Source organism: Bacillus sp. ISL-55, from assembly GCF_018613155.1.
GTDB lineage: Bacteria > Bacillota > Bacilli > Bacillales > Cytobacillaceae > Mesobacillus.
The window spans coordinates 41,194-58,636 of record NZ_JAGGQU010000014.1; the positions used below are offsets into that span (position 1 = coordinate 41,194).

Genomic DNA, 17,443 nt, shown 5'->3' on the forward strand with positions numbered 1-17,443 from the left:
CATGATTCAGCTCTGGGCTCCTTCTTGTTTTGCCTGTTCTTTTTGCTTCTCCAGTTCGTCAATCTTGGTTACCACATAACCGGTATTGCTCAAGAGCCAGTACTGGCGCTGCAGCTTTTGGACAAACTTCCTCTCATCCACTTCAGCCTTACGCTGATGGTACAATTCCGCGACACGGATAATCCCCGATGGAAAAGCAAGATAGCTCATGAATAACTGCATTTCATCCTCACGGAACGGAAAATACTTCAGATAGACATAAATCCAGTCGATGATTTCGTCTCCATATTTCGGCTGTGTCTTCAGCGACCTTGCTAAAAACGGCAGCAAGTCCTGAATCGGCGACCCCTGTCGTGCCTTTTCAAAATTGATAAAATAACCATATCCTCTTTCGTCGAACAGGAAGTGCTCAGGAGAAACTTTACCGTGAAGAGTAACAGTCCGCGTTTTCTTTTGCTCCTTCGTTTTTTCATTCCAAGTCTCAAGTTTTTGCTTCGCAAACTGGATTGCCTGACTGATTTGAATGTAATACAGGCAGAATGTCAGTTCAAACGGGGACATATATACTCTGTTCTCACAGCTCTCAAGGAATCCATTTATGAATTCTTCTTCCTTTTCCCATTCTTTTATCGTCTTACCGTAATGCTCTTGCTTAACTTCCGTGCTGATTTCCATTTCCTTTACTGACAAAGTATGCATCCTCGCCAGTTCCCTGAACAACTGCTGGTGTCTTTGTGATTGGTCCTCCCTTGTCTCATTCGGCATCCAAGGCATTAAATAATACAGTGACTTATTATGCAACACTGCATATCTTCCGTCATTTGCCGGATAGACTGGAACAATCCTGTTATATCCTTTTTGATAGAGGTTTTGGATGTATTTGATAAAATCCGTCCCCTCATAAGGGTGGATCTTTTTTAAGGCGAATGTCCCTGTTTTTGTATAGACCTTTTTCACTTTGCCAAAATCCTCTGCAAAGTATGGATCGATAGGGTATTGCCTTAACACTGCAGATTCTTCTTTTAAAAAATTGCGATCATCCATCGGATCTCGCCTACCTTCTGGACATCATATGGTTAAACAGAGATGGGCAGGTGTTAGACACCTGCCCATTCTAAAAGCTATAGCAATCCCAGCCAGCAGCCAAGCCAGCCCTGACAACCAGCCTCTTTCTGGACAAGGCGCTACATGTAAAATGTTAAGAATTATGAACCGCTACTCCAGGAACATATAGCACCTGGCCTTCATGGACTTCATGGTCGATGCTCAGATGGTTCACCCGCAGAAGCTGCTGCACTGGCACATCATAGCGTTCAGAGATTGACTGAAGTGAGTCACCTTGCTGAACGATGCACACTCTGATTTTGGCCACTTCTGTTTCTTCTTCCTTCCTCGCCAAAAATTCGGCGATGGAAATACCTTGCTTCATATTTGGCTTTTTCTTTTTCAATAAAGGAGAAGACGAACTTTCCGGAGATTCCTCCATTTCAGCAGGCTTGTTTTCTGCCTCTGGCTGGCTTTCCATTTCCAGTTCAACTTCAACTTCTTCTTCCTGCTCAACTTCGACCTCTTCAGCAGGCTCCGGCTCGCCTCTGAAGTCACTTAAAGCATATTCCGGAACTGGTTGATGCTCTCTTTGCTCTTGCAGTTCAGGTTCGAATTTTTCTTCGGCGGCTACCTCTTTCTTTGCTTCTGCCCTGAATGGAGCATACACTTCTTCCTCATAGGAATCTTGCTCTTCCTCTTGATTTAATGTTTCATTTTGCTGGACAAAAGAATAGGCCGGAGCTTCCGGGAAGTCTTGTTCCTCTCTGTCTTGCTGGCTCTCACTCTCTGCATCGGCTTCAGTTTCCGCTGCAAATTCAACCTCAACTGCTGAAATCGCATTTTCACGGTAACTTACTTCCAGTTCCTCCACTTCTTCGCTGTCAGTTTCCTGATCAGCTTCATGCTGTTGTTCGCCGTATAAGCCAGTGATGGCCAGATCAGCGTTCAGCTTCAGGCGGTCTTTTTCCGGAAAAACATAATCGAATCCTTCTACCTGAATATCAATGTCATAAATACTTTCAATCCGGTTTTTTGGGATTGTGATATCCACTGGGAAACGATGCAGGAACTCATAGACTCCTTCTTCCCTCTCCATCACAGAATGGACGTACTTAAGAGCTGCGATCTGATCATCAACCTCTTGTTGCTGTTCACGGCATGTATATTCCCCAGTCAACTCCAGCGATCCGCGAATGGATACGTATTGTTCATTTTCCTGGATGGTGATATTCGGATCGAGTGAAATCGAGACAAGCTCCGCGACTTCCTGTCCTCTTTGAAACCACACTGACTCTTCTAATGAAAATCGCAGGCACGATTGATTCCCCTGAGACAAAGCGACTCCTCCTTTCATTCCTTAAACGTAAAATCACTATGTCATTAACACTTTATGAGTCTGTATTTACTTTTATGATAATTTAGAACATAAAAAGGAGCTGGGAAGGATTATTCAAAGTGAATTTGTCTGTACATATAATTAGTTCGGACAAAGTTTAGAGATTTGATTGCCTTTTTGTCCGAACCTAGGGCTACTTCGAACAAAGTTCAGAGATTTCGACGGCCTTTTGTCCGAACCCGGGGCTACTTCGGACAAAGTTCAAGGATTACGGCGGCCTTTTGTCCGAACCTGGGGCTACTTCAGACAAAGTTTAGAGATTTTGATCGCCTTTTGTCCGAACCCAAGGCTACTTTGGACAAAGTTTAGAGATTACAGATGCTTTTTGTCCGAACTTTGGGCTACTTCAGACAAAGTTCAGGGATTTCGACGGTCTTTTGTCCGAACCAAAGGCTACTTCAAACAAAGTTTAGAGATTTCGATCGCCTTTTGTCCGAACCCAGGGCTACTTCAGACAAAGTTCAGGGATTTCGACGGCCTTTTCTCCGAACCGAACCCGGGGGTACTTCAGACATAGTTCAAGGTTTTCGAAGGCCTTTTGTCTTAACCAAGGGCTACTTCAGACAAAGTTTCAGAATTTCGACGGCCTTTTGTCCAAACCCGGGGCTACTTCGGACAAAGTTCAGGGATTTCGACGGCCTTTTGTCCGAACCTGGGGCTACTTCAGACAAAGTTTAGAGATTTCCATCGCCTTTTGTCCGAACCCGGGCTGTTTCAGACAAAGTTAAAAAAAATGACCTTGTTTTGTCTAAATCATAAGCAGCCTATGACAAAAAAACACTCCCCAAATGGAGAGTGTTCATATAACTTATTTATTCAGCAAGCTTTGCAAATGCTTTCTCAGCTGCTTCGATTGTTTTTTGCAGGTCTTCGTCTGTGTGTGCTGTCGATAGGAATAATCCTTCGAACTGTGATGGCGGGAGGAATACTCCTTCGTTCGCCATTTCACGGTAGTAGGCTGCAAAGAATTCAAGATTCGATTGTTTGGCGACTTCATAGTTGATGACATTTTCATTTGTAAAGAAGATGCCAATCATTGATCCTGCGCGGTTGATTGTGTGCGGTATTCCGTATTTCTCAGCCGCTGCTTTCAGACCTTTTTCAAGAATGTCAGCTTTGCGCTCAAACTCTTTGTAGGAATCTGGCGTCAACTGCTTCAATGTTTCCAGGCCAGCTGTCATCGCCAGAGGGTTTCCGGATAGCGTTCCTGCCTGGTAAATTGGACCGCTTGGAGCGATTTGCTCCATGATCTCTCTTTTACCGCCGTAAGCTCCTACTGGAAGTCCTCCGCCAATTACCTTGCCAAGGCAAGTAATGTCAGGAGTTACATTGTAATATCCCTGGGCACAGTTATATCCTACGCGGAAGCCTGTCATGACCTCATCAAAAATCAAGACGGTGCCATACTGACTTGTGATTTCACGAAGACCCTCAAGGAATCCTTCAACAGGTGGCACTACACCCATATTCCCGGCTACTGGTTCAACGATCACGCCAGCGATATCATCACCATATTGCTCGAATGCGTAACGGACGCTCTCAAGATCGTTATAAGGTACTGTAATCGTGTTCTTGGCAACTCCCTCAGGAACACCAGGGCTATCAGGCAAACCAAGCGTAGCGACGCCTGAGCCGGCCTTGATAAGCAATGAATCTCCGTGGCCGTGATAACAGCCTTCGAATTTCAGAATCATATTCCGGCCTGTATACCCACGAGCAAGGCGCAATGCACTCATCGTCGCCTCAGTACCCGAAGATACCATTCTTACCATCTCAATCGATGGAACACGGTCAATGACCAACTGTGCAAGCTCGTTCTCAACAGTTGTCGGTGCACCGAAGCTTGTACCAAGCTCAGCCACTTTCTTGATTCCCTCAACGACCTTCTCGTTCGTGTGGCCAAGAATCAGCGGTCCCCATGATAAGACATAGTCAATATATTCATTGCCATCGATGTCATAAATCTTTGAACCCTTCCCTTTTTCCATGAAGATAGGATCCATATTGACAGACTTGAATGCGCGGACGGGGCTGTTTACTCCTCCAGGCAAAAGTTCTTTTGCTTCTTTAAAAGCTGCAATCGATTTATCATATGAGCGCATAATATCCCTCATTTCTATTTAATTGGCTCTGTAGAAAAGCAGAGCCTTTTTCAATCCTTACTGTTCCTTCAGCCAGCGTGCTGCATCCTTCGCATGATAAGTGATGATCAGGTCTGATCCTGCGCGCTTCATTCCTGTCAGCATTTCCATGACGATGCTCTTTTCGTCAACCCAGCCGTTTTGTGCTGCTGCTTTGACCATTGAGTACTCACCGCTGACATTATAGATCACAACAGGCAGGTTGAAGTTATTTTTAACGTCACGGACGATATCCAGGTAAGGCATGCCCGGCTTTACGATCAGGAAGTCCGCTCCTTCCACGACATCTGATTCTGCTTCGCGCATCGCTTCGATTCGGTTTGCCGGATCCATCTGGTAGGATTTGCGGTCGCCGAACTGCGGCGTGCTTTCGGCTGCTTCACGGAATGGACCGTAAAACGCAGAAGAATATTTCACAGCGTAAGACATGATCGGCACATCATGGAAACCTGCTTCATCCAAAGCAAAACGAATCGCTGTAACAAATCCGTCCATCATGTTTGATGGAGCAATGATATCAGCGCCGGCTTGTGCCTGACTGACAGCTGTCTTTCCTAACAGCTCAAGAGAAGGATCGTTAAGCACCTTGCCATCCTCAATTACGCCGCAGTGACCATGGCTTGTGTATTCACAAAGGCAAGTATCGGCGATGACAACCATATCAGGAAAATCCTTTTTAATGACTCGGATTGCTTCCTGCAAAATTCCGTGGTCATGATACGCCTGACATCCAACTTCATCTTTTTCGTTCGGAACGCCGAAAAGCAGCACTGACTTAATGCCTAATGAATCCACTTCAGTGATTTCTTCTTTCAGATTATCAAGGGATAATTGATAGACTCCCGGCATTGAAGAAACTTCGTTTTTTACATTTTCTCCTTCAACGACAAAAAGCGGGTAGATTAAGTCTTCAGTGCGAAGATAGTTTTCACGGACAAGCGCACGCATATTCGCTGTCTGACGAAGACGGCGGTGGCGGCTGAATTCAAGGTGTTTCATAGATTACCCTCCAATATTTATATACTTGGCAATGCTGTTCAGCATCTCTTCAACGGTGTATTTTTCCGGCATGGCATGGACCTTCAATCCCCGCTGCTCTGCCTTCCTCTTGGATACAGGACCAATACAGGCAACGATGCAGTGCTCCAGCTTACCATCTAAATTATGATCTTCTACGATTTTCATAAAATGATCGATCGTAGAAGGGCTTGTAAATGTAAGTATATCAAGACTTTCTTCCTTTAACATCTTAACGAGCTTGTCTCTGCTTTCTTCTGGCAGGTAAGTTTCATAGATGATGACTTCATTAACGATTGCGCCTTTTTCCTTCAAAGCGGCCGAAATATAATCACGGGCCAGATTCCCTTTTGGAATCAGGATCCGCTCGCCTTGCTTGACATGTGGTAAAAACTCATCGACAAATCCTTCGGCAACATATTCTTCTGGTACAAAATCGACCGTTTCACCCATGTCCACGAGGACTTCTTTTGTTTTTTCGCCGATCACGGCTATTTTAGGCAAAAGAGCCTGCCCCTTTTTCAAGAAAGAATAAAAGGTTTCCACAGTCACATTACTAGTAAAAATGATCCAATCGTAGGTATGTAAATTCGCAAGTGTTTTAAGTAGTTTTTCAGATGCTTTAACGGGCTTAAAGGCAATAAGAGGGATTTCCACGGGAATCCCTCCATTTCTTTTAACCAAATCGGAGAAAGACTTCGCGTGAGCCTTCCCCCTAGGAATCATGACTGTTTTATTTTGCAGCGGGGACGCTGGAATCATTCACGATCAAGCTCCTGTTTTACCTTGTCAATCAAGTCTTTCGCTCCCTGGCTGATCAACTTGTCAGCAGCTAGCTCTCCCAGCTCCTCAGGATTTGTGCCTGTAACCTGTTCCTTGAAGATTGTCTTTCCATCTGGAGAACCGACTAGAGCTGTCAGGACGATTTCTTCGTTGTCATTGAGATAGGCATAGCCTGCAATCGGCACCTGGCAGCCGCCTTCCATCTTGTGAAGGAATGCTCTTTCGGCTCTTACTGTCGCACTTGTTTCAGCACAAGTGAATTTTTCAAGCAATTGAAGAAGCTCTTCGTCATCGCCGCGGCACTCGATTGAAAGCGCTCCCTGGCCGACTGCAGGTACACAAATATCCTCATCGATGAACTCAGTTACTGTATCACTGGCCCATCCCATGCGCTTCAAACCAGCTGCAGCAAGGATAATACCATCATAGTCTTCCGTTTCAAGTTTAGAGATCCGTGTATCAATGTTTCCGCGAATCCACTTCATTTCAAGGTCAGGGCGCTGAGCCAATAGCTGCGCGCTCCTGCGCAGGCTGCTTGTTCCGATGACGGAACCTGGTTTCAAATCTTTAAAAGCAACATGATCGTTGGAAATAAGCACATCACGGTGATCTTCCCTCTCTGGGATCGCCCCGATGACAAGCCCCTCTGGAAGTACTGCAGGCATGTCCTTCATGCTGTGGACAGCCATATCAATTTCTTTGTCGAGCATAGCCTGTTCGATTTCTTTTACGAAAAGGCCTTTTCCTCCGACCTTTGATAAAGTCACATCAAGAATTTTGTCCCCTTTTGTGACGATTTCTTTCACTTCGAACTCAAAGGGAGCACCTAGTTTTTTCAGCTGCTCGATTACCCAATTTGTTTGTGTCAATGCTAGCTTACTCCGTCTGGAGCCAACGATAATTTTTCTCATGACAGCCTCCTATTATTGGTACCAAAAATGGAAAGATGATAATTTTCCGAAAAGGAAAAAGTTGATTAATACAATCAGGAACGATGCGACATTCCAAAGGGCGAGCGATTTCCCATACATTTCTTTTCCAACCCTTAAGTAAAGGTACATGCTATATACCGCGAGTACGATGAATGAACCGATCAGCTTGGCATCATACCAGGCAAGGTCAGGTACTTTAATCCATGCCCATTGAAGACCGAGGATAAGGCTCAGGATCAGCATCGGCACTCCGATGACATTCAATATGTATGACCAATAATCAAGTTTCGTTAAATCGGTGATCCTCCATAACAGCTTACCCCACTTTTTCCGCTTTAAAAGGTCATATTGAATGAGATATAGAAGCGAAAAGACGACTGAGATAGAGAATGCCCCATATGACAGGATCGCCATCGTGATATGGATGAGCAAAAGCTCTGATACAAGCTGTTCGGACATCACATTTGAATCATATTGCACGGGTGCGAATGTATGGATCGCCATAATGATGAATCCAAGGATATTGGTAAAAAAAACAATAAAATCTACTTTTAATAGTTTGTTAATCGCCAGCGACAGCGTTACCAGTACCCACGCATAAAAATATAGCCCTTCAAAGAGGGTCAGGACTGGGAAACGGCCTTTGTCGACCATGTAATATAACAGGAAAATTGTCTGGAATCCCCAAACAAATGCAAGTAACCAGAAAGCAACTTTGTTTGCCCTCCGGTTACTGTTAAGAAAATCGATAAAGTATAAGAGCACGCTTGCCGCATAAATCACAATGGTTATTTCATGGAGACGTGTAATATAAAGATCACCCATGGACACTACCTCTCTTACGGCTGAAAAGAAGCCTGAGGCGAAGGAACTTTTACCTGCTTGGTTTCAGCCATTTTCATTCCTTCTTCTTCAGCGACGAGCTGTTCAATATTGAAAATCTTCACGAATAGATTCAATGCTTCATCTGCATCAGGGCCAGCCGCAAGCTCCTTCGCCTGCAAAATTGGATCTTTCAGGAGCTGGTTGATGATGCTCTTTGTATGTTTGTTAAGAACTTTAATATCACGATCAGATAGATGAGGCAGTTTCCGTTCAATACTGTTCATCGTTTCCTGCTGGATAGAAAGGGCCTTGACCCTCAAAGCAGAAATGACCGGAACAACGCCAAGCGTATTCAGCCACTGTTTGAATTGGACAATTTCACTTTCAATCATGATAAGAATCTTCTCAGCTGCCTTCTGTCGTTCCTGCAGATTTGCTTCAACAATGCCCTCTAGATCATCGATATCATATAGGAATACATTTTCAAGCGTCGCAATCTCCGGATCAAGATCACGGGGAACAGCGATATCCACCATGAATAATGGTTTTCCTTTTCGCTTTTGCTCGACCTTTGCCATCATATCCTTTGTGACGACAAAGTCCTTCGCACCGGTTGAACTGATCAGGATATCTGCATCCACAAGCGCAGTCTGGAGCTCATCCAAAGTTTTGGCCATGCCGGAAAAACGATTAGCTAAATCTTCAGCTTTCTGGTAAGTACGGTTGATGACTGTTACTTTCTTTGCTCCATTAGCATGAAGGTTCTGGATGGCCAGCTCGCCCATCTTGCCTGCACCGAGAATCAGCACATGCTTTTGATCAAGAGAGCCGAAAATCTTCTTGGCAAGTTCAACAGCTGCGTAGCTGACAGAGACAGCGTTCGCTCCGATATCTGTTTCGGAATGGCCGCGTTTGGCAATAGTGACTGCCTGCTTGAACAGCTGGTTGAAGACCGTTCCGGTAGTGTTCTTTTCAAGGCCAAGCATGAAGCTTGAACGCACTTGACCAAGGATTTGAGTTTCACCCAGCACCATGGAGTTCAAGCCGCAAGATACCTTGAATAAATGTTCAATTGCCCCATCTTGTTCATAGATGAACAGGAACGGCGTAAATTCTGCCTGAGGGATCCCGAACCATTCAGATAAAAATTCTTTGATATAATATCTGCCTGTGTGAAGCTGGTCCACAACAGCATATATTTCTGTACGGTTGCAAGTTGATACGATGACATTCTCAAGGATGCTCTTCTTTTCCTGAAGGGCACTCATCGCTTCACCAAGGTTTCCCTCGTTGAATGTCAATCTTTCGCGGATTTCGACAGGGGCAGTTTTATAGTTTAGACCGACAACGATAATATGCATTATGAATTGACACCCCCACATAGAAATTGCATAATTGGCTAAGGCAATTATACACGACGTTTTTTACCTTTTGATGTTGTAAATGTGAACAACTGTTGAAAAAACATATATATAATAGCATTGATTAAATTGAACTATTTCGTCTGTCTGTTTGTTATACTTTTATACTATATCAAAAGCAAATAAACATACTCCCTAATGTACCTTATCAAAGTTTGTCCCTTAATTCAAGTGAGCCTTTCTGGAAGTGGTGAAAGAATGAAAAATCAGAGAATTATACCAGGAATGATCTTAATCGGATTTGGAATTTATTTTTATCTTCAGCAGGAAAATGTTTCGTTGTTCAATGAATTTTATACGTGGCCGACACTCTTGATCATTGTCGGGGCTGCCTTTTTATTTCAAGGATACTGGGGCAAGGATTATGAAGCCATCTTTCCAGGTGTGATCCTCGTTGGCTTCGGTTTCCACTTTCATGTGGTCAATAAATTCGACCTCTGGCCCGACCACCTTGGTGCTTTCATCTTAATCATCGCTCTCGGCTTCTTACTGCGATACCAGAAAACAGGCAATGGCTTGTTTCACGGAGTCCTCTTTCTCATTTTAGCAGGGTTGCTTCTGTTTTATGACAGAATCACTGGATGGCTTGGTTTATTGGAAAACGGAGTTTCGGCAGCATGGAGATTTTGGCCGGCAGCATTGATACTCATTGGTGTTTACCTTTTGTTTATTAAAAGGAAGTAGAAAATTGGCCAGGCTCAGGAGCGTGAAATCAATCTTAGACTTTCAAAAGTGAACACACAATAAAGTAAAAAACCCGCACCGTGATCGATCTCGGTGCGGGTTTCTTATTATACACGATTATTTCATGAAACTTCCTAAAACTGACCAGGCTTTGTCTTTCCCTTCTCCTGTTTCTGATGAGAAAAGAATGATCGTATCGTCCGGATCCAAATCAAGGGTTTCTTTTGTAATCTTCAAGTGTTTTTGCCACTTTGACTTTGGAATTTTATCCGCTTTAGTCGCGATAATGATGACTGGAATCTCGTAATGCTTGAGGAAATCATACATCATCACATCGTCTTTTGAAGGCGGGTGCCTCAGGTCAACAATCAGCAGCATTGCTTTCAATTGTTCTCGCGAAGTTATATAGGTTTCAATCATCTTGCCCCAGGCTTCACGTTCGGATTTTGATACTTTAGCGTAGCCGTAACCCGGTACATCTACAAAATGAAGCATTTCATTGATCAGGTAAAAATTCAATGTCTGAGTCTTTCCTGGCTTCGAGGATGTCCTGGCAAGGCTTTTCCGGTTAAGCATTTTATTGATAAAAGAAGATTTACCAACATTCGACCGGCCTGCAAGGGCGAATTCCGGAAGATTAGTTTCCGGATATTGATTCGGCCTTACAGCACTGATCACGATTTCTGCACTATTTACTTTCATTGAGAATCACCGCTGGCGAGAGCGTGCTTCAATACTTCATCTAAATGAGAAACTAACACAAATTCAAGCTCCTTACGTACACTTTCTGGAATATCATCAATATCTTTTTCATTATCCTTTGGACAAATAACCTTTGTTAGACCTGCTCTGTGAGCGCTCAACGATTTTTCCTTGAGACCGCCAATTGGCAGAACCCTTCCTCTTAATGTTATTTCTCCTGTCATTCCTACTTCCCTGCGGATCGGCCTTCCTGATAAAGCCGATACAAGTGCAGTAGCAATCGTAATACCCGCTGAAGGACCATCTTTCGGCACGGCACCTTCTGGAACGTGGATGTGAATATCATTCTTTTCATGGAAGTCCGGATCAATGTCCAGTTCCTTCGCCTTTGAACGCACATAGCTGAAGGCAGCCTGGGCAGATTCCTTCATGACATCCCCAAGCTTACCAGTCAGGACAAGCTTGCCTTTTCCTGGTGACAGGGAAACTTCAATTTGGAGGGTATCGCCACCGACGGTTGTATAAGCGAGTCCAGTGGCAACGCCTATCTGGTCTTCCAACTCAGCCTGCCCATATCTGAACTTAGTCTTTCCAAGGAAGTCCTCAACGTTCTTCTCACTGACGATCACACGCTTTTTGTCACCGGAAACAACGATTTTCGCTGTTTTCCTGCAGATGGATGCAAGCTGCCTCTCAAGGGATCTCACACCAGATTCCCGAGTATAATAACGAATTACCTTCGTTATCGCTTCATCCTTCATTTGAAGCTGTGATTTTGACAGACCATGGTCCTTGATTTGTCTTGGAAGGAGATGGTCCTTGGCAATGTGCAGCTTTTCCTGTTCTGTATAGCCTGCAATATTGATGATCTCCATCCTGTCGAGCAATGGGCCAGGTACAGTTGAAAGATTATTGGCAGTAGCAATGAACATTACTTTTGAAAGGTCATACGGCTCTTCAATGTAATGGTCGCTGAAATTATGGTTTTGTTCGGGATCAAGTACCTCCAGCATCGCTGAAGAAGGATCTCCGCGGAAATCATTGGACATTTTATCGATTTCATCAAGAAGGAAAACAGGGTTAATCGTTCCTGCCTTTTTCATCCCCTGGATGACCCTTCCTGGCATAGCACCGACATAAGTCCTTCTGTGGCCGCGAATTTCTGACTCATCACGGACACCGCCTAAAGACACCCTTACAAAATTACGGTTGAGGGATTTAGCGATCGACCTGGCCAAGCTCGTTTTACCGACTCCCGGAGGTCCAGCCAGACAAAGGATTGGGCCTTTTAATGAGTTCGTCAGCTTCTGGACAGCAAGATACTCTAGAACCCTTTCCTTTACTTTTTCCAGCCCGTAATGGTCCTTATCAAGAATCTTTTCAGCTTTGCTGATATCAAGATCATCCTCTGTCGACTTTGACCAAGGCAAAGCAACAAGCCATTCAATATAATTGCGGATTACTGCGCTTTCTGCAGAAGTCGTCGGCACCTTCTCGTAGCGGTCAAGTTCCTTCATTGCAGTTTCCTTCACATGTTCAGGCATTCCGGCAAGCTCGATTTTTTCGGTAAGCTCAGCAATTTCTCCTGTCTTCCCTTCCTTTTCACCTAGCTCCTTCTGGATAGCCTTCATCTGTTCACGTAAATAATATTCCTTCTGAGTCCGCTCCATGGAACGCTTTACACGCTGTCCAATCTTTTTCTCAAGACCCAGAACTTCTTTTTCATTATGGATGATTTCTATAACACGATTCATCCGGTCCTTGATATCAATCGTCTCGAGAATCTCCTGCTTCTCTTTGAGTTTTAGCGGAAGATGGGAAGCGATGATATCAGCCATCCTGCCCGGCTCTTCAATATCAGAAACAGATGCATACGTTTCCGCAGAAATTTTCTTGGACATTTTTATGTATTGTTCGAAATACTCAAGCATTGTCCTCATTAAAGCTTCATCTTCGACATCCTTTAATTCCTCATCTTCGAAGGTTCTTACTTTACAGGAATAATGGTCATTTTCATCAAAAAGTTCAATGATTTCAGCTCTGGACAATCCTTCAACCAACACGCGGATCGTTCCGTTAGGGAGCTTCAGCATTTGTTTGACGCGAGTCAATGTACCCATCTGGTACAAATCCTCCTCGCCTGGTTCATCTATGGATATATCCTTTTGGGTTGTAAGATAGATTAAATGGTCATCCACCATTGCCTTCTCCAATGCCTGTACCGATTTTTCCCGTCCTACATCCAAATGCAGAACCATTGTCGGGTACACAAGCAAACCGCGCAGCGGCAGAAGTGGGACAGTGTGCTCATTCTTATTCGCCATGACATTGCACCTCCAACATGCATTGTATCAAACCATAAGTATAATTATACTTTGTTGTTCAATTCTATCGTATTTATTTTCAAGTGTCTAATAACAAGAGCAGTTAGCACCGTTTTGCCTCATTGATTAGTATCCTGATATTCATGTAAAAATATGTCCATATCTGAAGTTACTTTGAAAACCAAACATAAGCTTATTTTTTTTAGAAAACAGCAATTTCAGTCCGGGTATCTTCATTACACCCTATTTCCTTTTTTATGGAAAAATAAACCCGTTTTTACTGTTTGGTTAACCTCTAGGCGAAACAGCAGCAAAACAGCGTAAAAAAAGAACGCCGGAAAGCGTTCTTTTTATCATTCTAGCTCGTCTCTTTTGCCGTTAAGTCACTGGCAGCCTTGATGATTTGCTCCCTCGGATGGTCTTTTTCAAGAGCTATTTCAAACACTTCATTCAGGTGTGTGACTGGAATGATTTCTATATCTGTGATTTCATTAAGGATGGTCTGCACATTTTCCTGCGGAATGATTACCTTTTTGGCACCTGCTTTTTTCGCTGCCTTTACTTTTGGATAAACACCGCCAATCGGCTTTACATTTCCATGGATGCTGATTTCTCCAGTCATTGCGACAGTATGGTCCATCGGGATTTTATAGATTGCTGAATAAATCCCCGTCGCCATTGCGATTCCGGCAGATGGCCCATCGATTGGAGTACCGCCAGGGAAATTGACATGGATGTCGAATTCATCAGCTGGAACACCCATCGATCTTAGAACAGTGATGACATTTTCAATTGAACCTCTTGCCATACTCTTTCTCCGTATGGATTTTCCCTGTCCGCCGATGCTTTCTTCATCGACGATGCCAGTGATATTGATCGAGCCTTTATCCTTCGCTTTAATTACAGTCACTTCGATTTCAAGAAGCGCACCCGTATTTGGACCATACACAGCCAGTCCATTGACAAGACCGACCGTTGACTTTTCATTGATCCTTCTTTCCATCCTTGGTGTCAGCTGGCTCGAATGGACGACCCATTCAATTTCCTCTTCTTTAATGTAGGTTCGTTCGTCAGTAATCGCCAGTCCAGCTGCAATCTGGACCATATTAACGGCTTCGCGGCCATTTCGTGCATAATTTGACAGGATTCTAATTGCCTTTTCACTCATAGTCAGTTCTACTTTTTCAGCTGCATTCCTTGCTACTTCTGAAATTTCCTCCTGAGTTAACTCGCGGAAAAATACTTCCATGCACCTCGACCTGATTGCTGGAGGGATTTCGCTTGGAGTTCTTGTCGTCGCGCCAACAAGGCGGAAGTCTGCCGGGAGCCCATTTTTGAAGATGTCGTGGATATGGCTCGGGATTTGCGTGTTTTCCTCGTTATAATACGCACTCTCTAAAAATACTTTCCTGTCTTCCAGTACTTTTAAAAGCTTGTTCATTTGGATTGGGTGAAGCTCACCAATTTCATCAATGAATAAAACCCCACCATGGGCATTGGTAACGGCACCTTGTTTCGGCTGAGGAATGCCAGCCTGGCCCATAGCACCAGCCCCTTGATAAATCGGATCATGAACAGAACCGATCAACGGATCAGCAATTCCTCTCTCATCAAACCTGGCAGTTGTAGCATCCAGCTCAACAAATACTGAAGACTTTTTGAAGGGGGATTTTTGGTTTTGCTTCGCTTCTTCCAACACAAGTCTGGCCGCAGCAGTTTTTCCTACTCCCGGTGGCCCATAAATGATGACATGCTGTGGATTGGGTCCACATAACGCTGCTTTAAGAGCCTTGATTCCATCTTCCTGTCCGACGATGTCCTTGAAGCTCGATGGCCTGACTTTTTCGGCAAGCGGTTCACTAAGGGAGACTGATCTCATCTTTCTTAACTGTTCCATTTCCTTTCGGGATTCCCGATCAATTGATACTTTTTGCGTGCGCTGATTCCTGAGTAAATTCCAGAAATACAGCCCGATGATGATTCCGAAAAACAGCTGTATAAACAAGGCGATTCCGGTCCAACTCAATTTACATTCCCTCCCGTAAGTTGATACTATTTGGCTTTAACCTAGTATCCCCCTGAGACTGTTGGAATAAACAATATTTTCAAGTGAATTTTTCCACCCGGAGAGACCTTAGTATGGCAGGATATTACGAGTTTTTCGTCAAGAATGAATAAAGGATTTTCTGGTTCCGACAGCTTTTCCTCTTTTACCGCTGAACCCTGTCTGAAGTTTGATCTTGTTCTGACAGCTTTTCCTCTTCCACCACCAAACCTGTCTGAAGTTGACCCTAGTTCGGACAGCTTTTTCTCTTCCAATACCAAACCTGTCTGAAGTTGCCCTTACTTCTGACAGCTTTCCTCCTACAACACCAAACCTGTCCGAAGTTGGACCTAGTTCGGACAGCTTTTCCTTTTCCAACATCAAACCTGTCCGAAGTTTGCTCTGCTTCTACATAAATTCCTAATTTCAGAGAGGGAGCCTTAAAACGAAAAAAATCCCGGTGAATAACCACCGGGATTTTGTGTATTATGCTGAATTTCTTTCGTCTTTAAGGACTGTTCCATCCTCTAATACTAGCTTAGGCGGCATGTTGTTTTCGACTGTTTCCTTTGTGATGATACATTTTACGATATCTTCACGGGATGGAAGGTCGAACATGACGTCCAGCATGATGCCTTCGATGATTGAACGAAGTCCGCGGGCACCTGTCTTGCGTTCAATTGCCTTTTTGGCAATTTCAATGAGTGCATCGTCTTCGAATTCAAGTTCGACATCATCTAGGTTTAGCATTTTTTGATACTGTTTTACAAGAGCGTTCTTCGGTTTTGTCAGGATCTCGACTAGCGCTTCTTCATCAAGCGGAGTCAGGCTGGCAATTACCGGAAGACGGCCGATGAATTCAGGGATTAACCCGAATTTAAGTAAATCTTCAGGCAGGACTTTTGACAACAATTCCTTCTTGTCTAAGTCTTCCTCTTTCTTTTCAGAGCCAAAGCCGATTACTTTCTGGCCGAGGCGACGCTTAATGATTTGCTCGATACCGTCGAATGCTCCTCCGCAAATGAACAGGATATTCGTTGTATCGATCTGGATGAATTCTTGGTGCGGATGCTTTCGTCCACCTTGTGGCGGTACACTTGCAACTGTTCCTTCAAGAATTTTCAGGAGCGCCTGCTGCACACCTTCACCGGAAACATCTCTAGTAATAGAAGGGTTTTCGGATTTTCTAGCGATCTTATCGATTTCATCGATATAAATGATGCCTTTTTCAGCTTTTTCTACATCATAATCAGCTGATTGGATCAATTTCAGAAGGATGTTTTCAACATCTTCACCAACATAACCTGCTTCAGTCAGTGATGTTGCATCCGCGATTGCAAAAGGAACATTGAGAATTCGGGCTAATGTTTGAGCAAGCAAAGTTTTACCGCTCCCTGTAGGCCCGATCATCGCAATATTACTTTTCGATAGTTCAACATCATCAATCTTGCTGTTTGAGTTGATACGCTTATAGTGATTGTAAACGGCTACAGATAAGTTCTTCTTAGCCTGGTCCTGACCAATTACATACTCATTAAGAATATCGCGGATTTCCAGTGGTTTCGGAACATCCTTAAACTCAACTTCTTCTTCAGTGCCAAGTTCTTCTTCAACGATTTCTGTGCATAATTCAATACACTCGTCACAGATATAAACGCCTGGCCCTGCTACCAATTTGCGGACTTGATCCTGCGTCTTGCCGCAGAAAGAACATTTAAGCTGCCCTTTTTCATCATTAAATTTGAACAATGCCTTCACCCCTTGAGAACTTCTAAACATATATAAAGCTGCGATTCATAAGCAAACGATAAGTTAAGTAACAGTTTTTTCTGCTGCTTTCGAGCAGGTATGTATTGCATTGTATCACATTTTGCCAGGGGACAGGAAATGATAACCCTCGGCCATTTCGGTTTCGCGCTTATGAATCGAAAAAAATATGTACTAATTCATCTTTTCCATAAATCAGGCTGTTAAATCGACTTATATGAAATTGCTAAAAAAATTATGTATGTATATTGGTGTTAATTGTAGAAAACAAGGCACGATTTACTCGCGCCTTGTCTCTATCTTATATACTAAGTATAAAATTCACTTTGAGAAATGTCTAGCTGCGGCTCCTAACTCCTC

At 43.8% G+C, this 17,443-nt stretch carries 14 protein-coding genes; 1 reads left to right on the forward strand and 13 read right to left on the reverse strand.

The features are described from left to right. Positions 1-6: 6 nt before the first annotated feature. The 8 genes from ysxE to hemA all read right to left on the reverse strand — a co-directional run bounded on the left by ysxE (position 7) and on the right by hemA (position 9,502). Positions 7-1,044 carry a spore coat protein YsxE gene (gene ysxE / locus J7E32_RS08565; RefSeq protein WP_214906437.1) on the reverse strand — a complete coding sequence of 346 codons (1,038 nt, stop codon included), beginning with the start codon at positions 1,042-1,044 and terminating at the stop codon, positions 7-9. Between the two features lie 154 nt (positions 1,045-1,198). Further along, positions 1,199-2,383 (reverse strand): stage VI sporulation protein D, encoded by a 1,185-nt coding sequence (spoVID, locus tag J7E32_RS08570; RefSeq protein ID WP_214906439.1) that lies wholly within the window; start codon positions 2,381-2,383, stop codon positions 1,199-1,201. An 872-nt stretch (positions 2,384-3,255) separates the two neighbouring features. Next, positions 3,256-4,545, reverse strand: a complete 1,290-nt coding sequence (gene hemL / locus J7E32_RS08575) for a glutamate-1-semialdehyde 2,1-aminomutase (RefSeq protein ID WP_214906514.1) — start codon at positions 4,543-4,545, stop codon at positions 3,256-3,258. A gap of 57 nt (positions 4,546-4,602) precedes the next feature. Beyond that, positions 4,603-5,583 carry a porphobilinogen synthase gene (gene hemB, locus J7E32_RS08580; protein WP_214906441.1) on the reverse strand — a complete coding sequence of 327 codons (981 nt, stop codon included), beginning with the start codon at positions 5,581-5,583 and terminating at the stop codon, positions 4,603-4,605. 3 nt (positions 5,584-5,586) lie between these two features. Then, positions 5,587-6,363, reverse strand: coding sequence for a uroporphyrinogen-III synthase (locus J7E32_RS08585; protein WP_214906443.1), 777 nt, complete (start codon positions 6,361-6,363; stop codon positions 5,587-5,589). Next, entirely contained in the window at positions 6,360-7,295 is a 936-nt protein-coding gene (gene hemC, locus J7E32_RS08590; protein ID WP_214906445.1) for a hydroxymethylbilane synthase, read from the reverse strand. Before hemC ends, J7E32_RS08585 begins: the two co-directional genes overlap by 4 nt. A 12-nt stretch (positions 7,296-7,307) precedes the next feature. Beyond that, on the reverse strand, positions 7,308-8,141 hold the full coding sequence (locus J7E32_RS08595) for a cytochrome C assembly family protein (RefSeq protein ID WP_214906447.1): 834 nt from the start codon (positions 8,139-8,141) through the stop codon (positions 7,308-7,310). Positions 8,142-8,155: 14 nt separating this feature from the next. Next, entirely contained in the window at positions 8,156-9,502 is a 1,347-nt protein-coding gene (gene hemA / locus J7E32_RS08600) for a glutamyl-tRNA reductase (protein WP_214906449.1), read from the reverse strand. A 258-nt stretch (positions 9,503-9,760) separates the two neighbouring features. Between hemA and J7E32_RS08605 the strand changes: the two genes are divergently transcribed. After that, on the forward strand, positions 9,761-10,246 hold the full coding sequence (locus J7E32_RS08605) for a LiaI-LiaF-like domain-containing protein (protein WP_214906450.1): 486 nt from the start codon (positions 9,761-9,763) through the stop codon (positions 10,244-10,246). Between the two features lie 117 nt (positions 10,247-10,363). Here the strand turns inward: J7E32_RS08605 and yihA are convergent, their stop codons facing one another. From yihA to clpX, 5 genes are all read right to left on the reverse strand, one after another. After that, positions 10,364-10,948, reverse strand: a complete 585-nt coding sequence (yihA, locus tag J7E32_RS08610) for a ribosome biogenesis GTP-binding protein YihA/YsxC (RefSeq protein ID WP_214906451.1) — start codon at positions 10,946-10,948, stop codon at positions 10,364-10,366. Further along, positions 10,945-13,272, reverse strand: coding sequence for an endopeptidase La (lon, locus tag J7E32_RS08615; RefSeq protein ID WP_214906452.1), 2,328 nt, complete (start codon positions 13,270-13,272; stop codon positions 10,945-10,947). Before lon ends, yihA begins: the two co-directional genes overlap by 4 nt. A 358-nt stretch (positions 13,273-13,630) precedes the next feature. Next, a complete protein-coding gene (gene lonB / locus J7E32_RS08620) occupies positions 13,631-15,298 on the reverse strand; it encodes an ATP-dependent protease LonB (protein WP_214906453.1) in 1,668 nt (555 codons plus the stop codon). A gap of 41 nt (positions 15,299-15,339) precedes the next feature. Further along, on the reverse strand, positions 15,340-15,597 hold the full coding sequence (locus tag J7E32_RS08625) for a hypothetical protein (protein ID WP_214906454.1): 258 nt from the start codon (positions 15,595-15,597) through the stop codon (positions 15,340-15,342). Positions 15,598-15,802: 205 nt separating this feature from the next. Further along, a complete protein-coding gene (gene clpX / locus J7E32_RS08630) occupies positions 15,803-17,065 on the reverse strand; it encodes an ATP-dependent protease ATP-binding subunit ClpX (RefSeq protein ID WP_102263765.1) in 1,263 nt (420 codons plus the stop codon). Between the last annotated feature and the right edge of the window lie 378 nt (positions 17,066-17,443).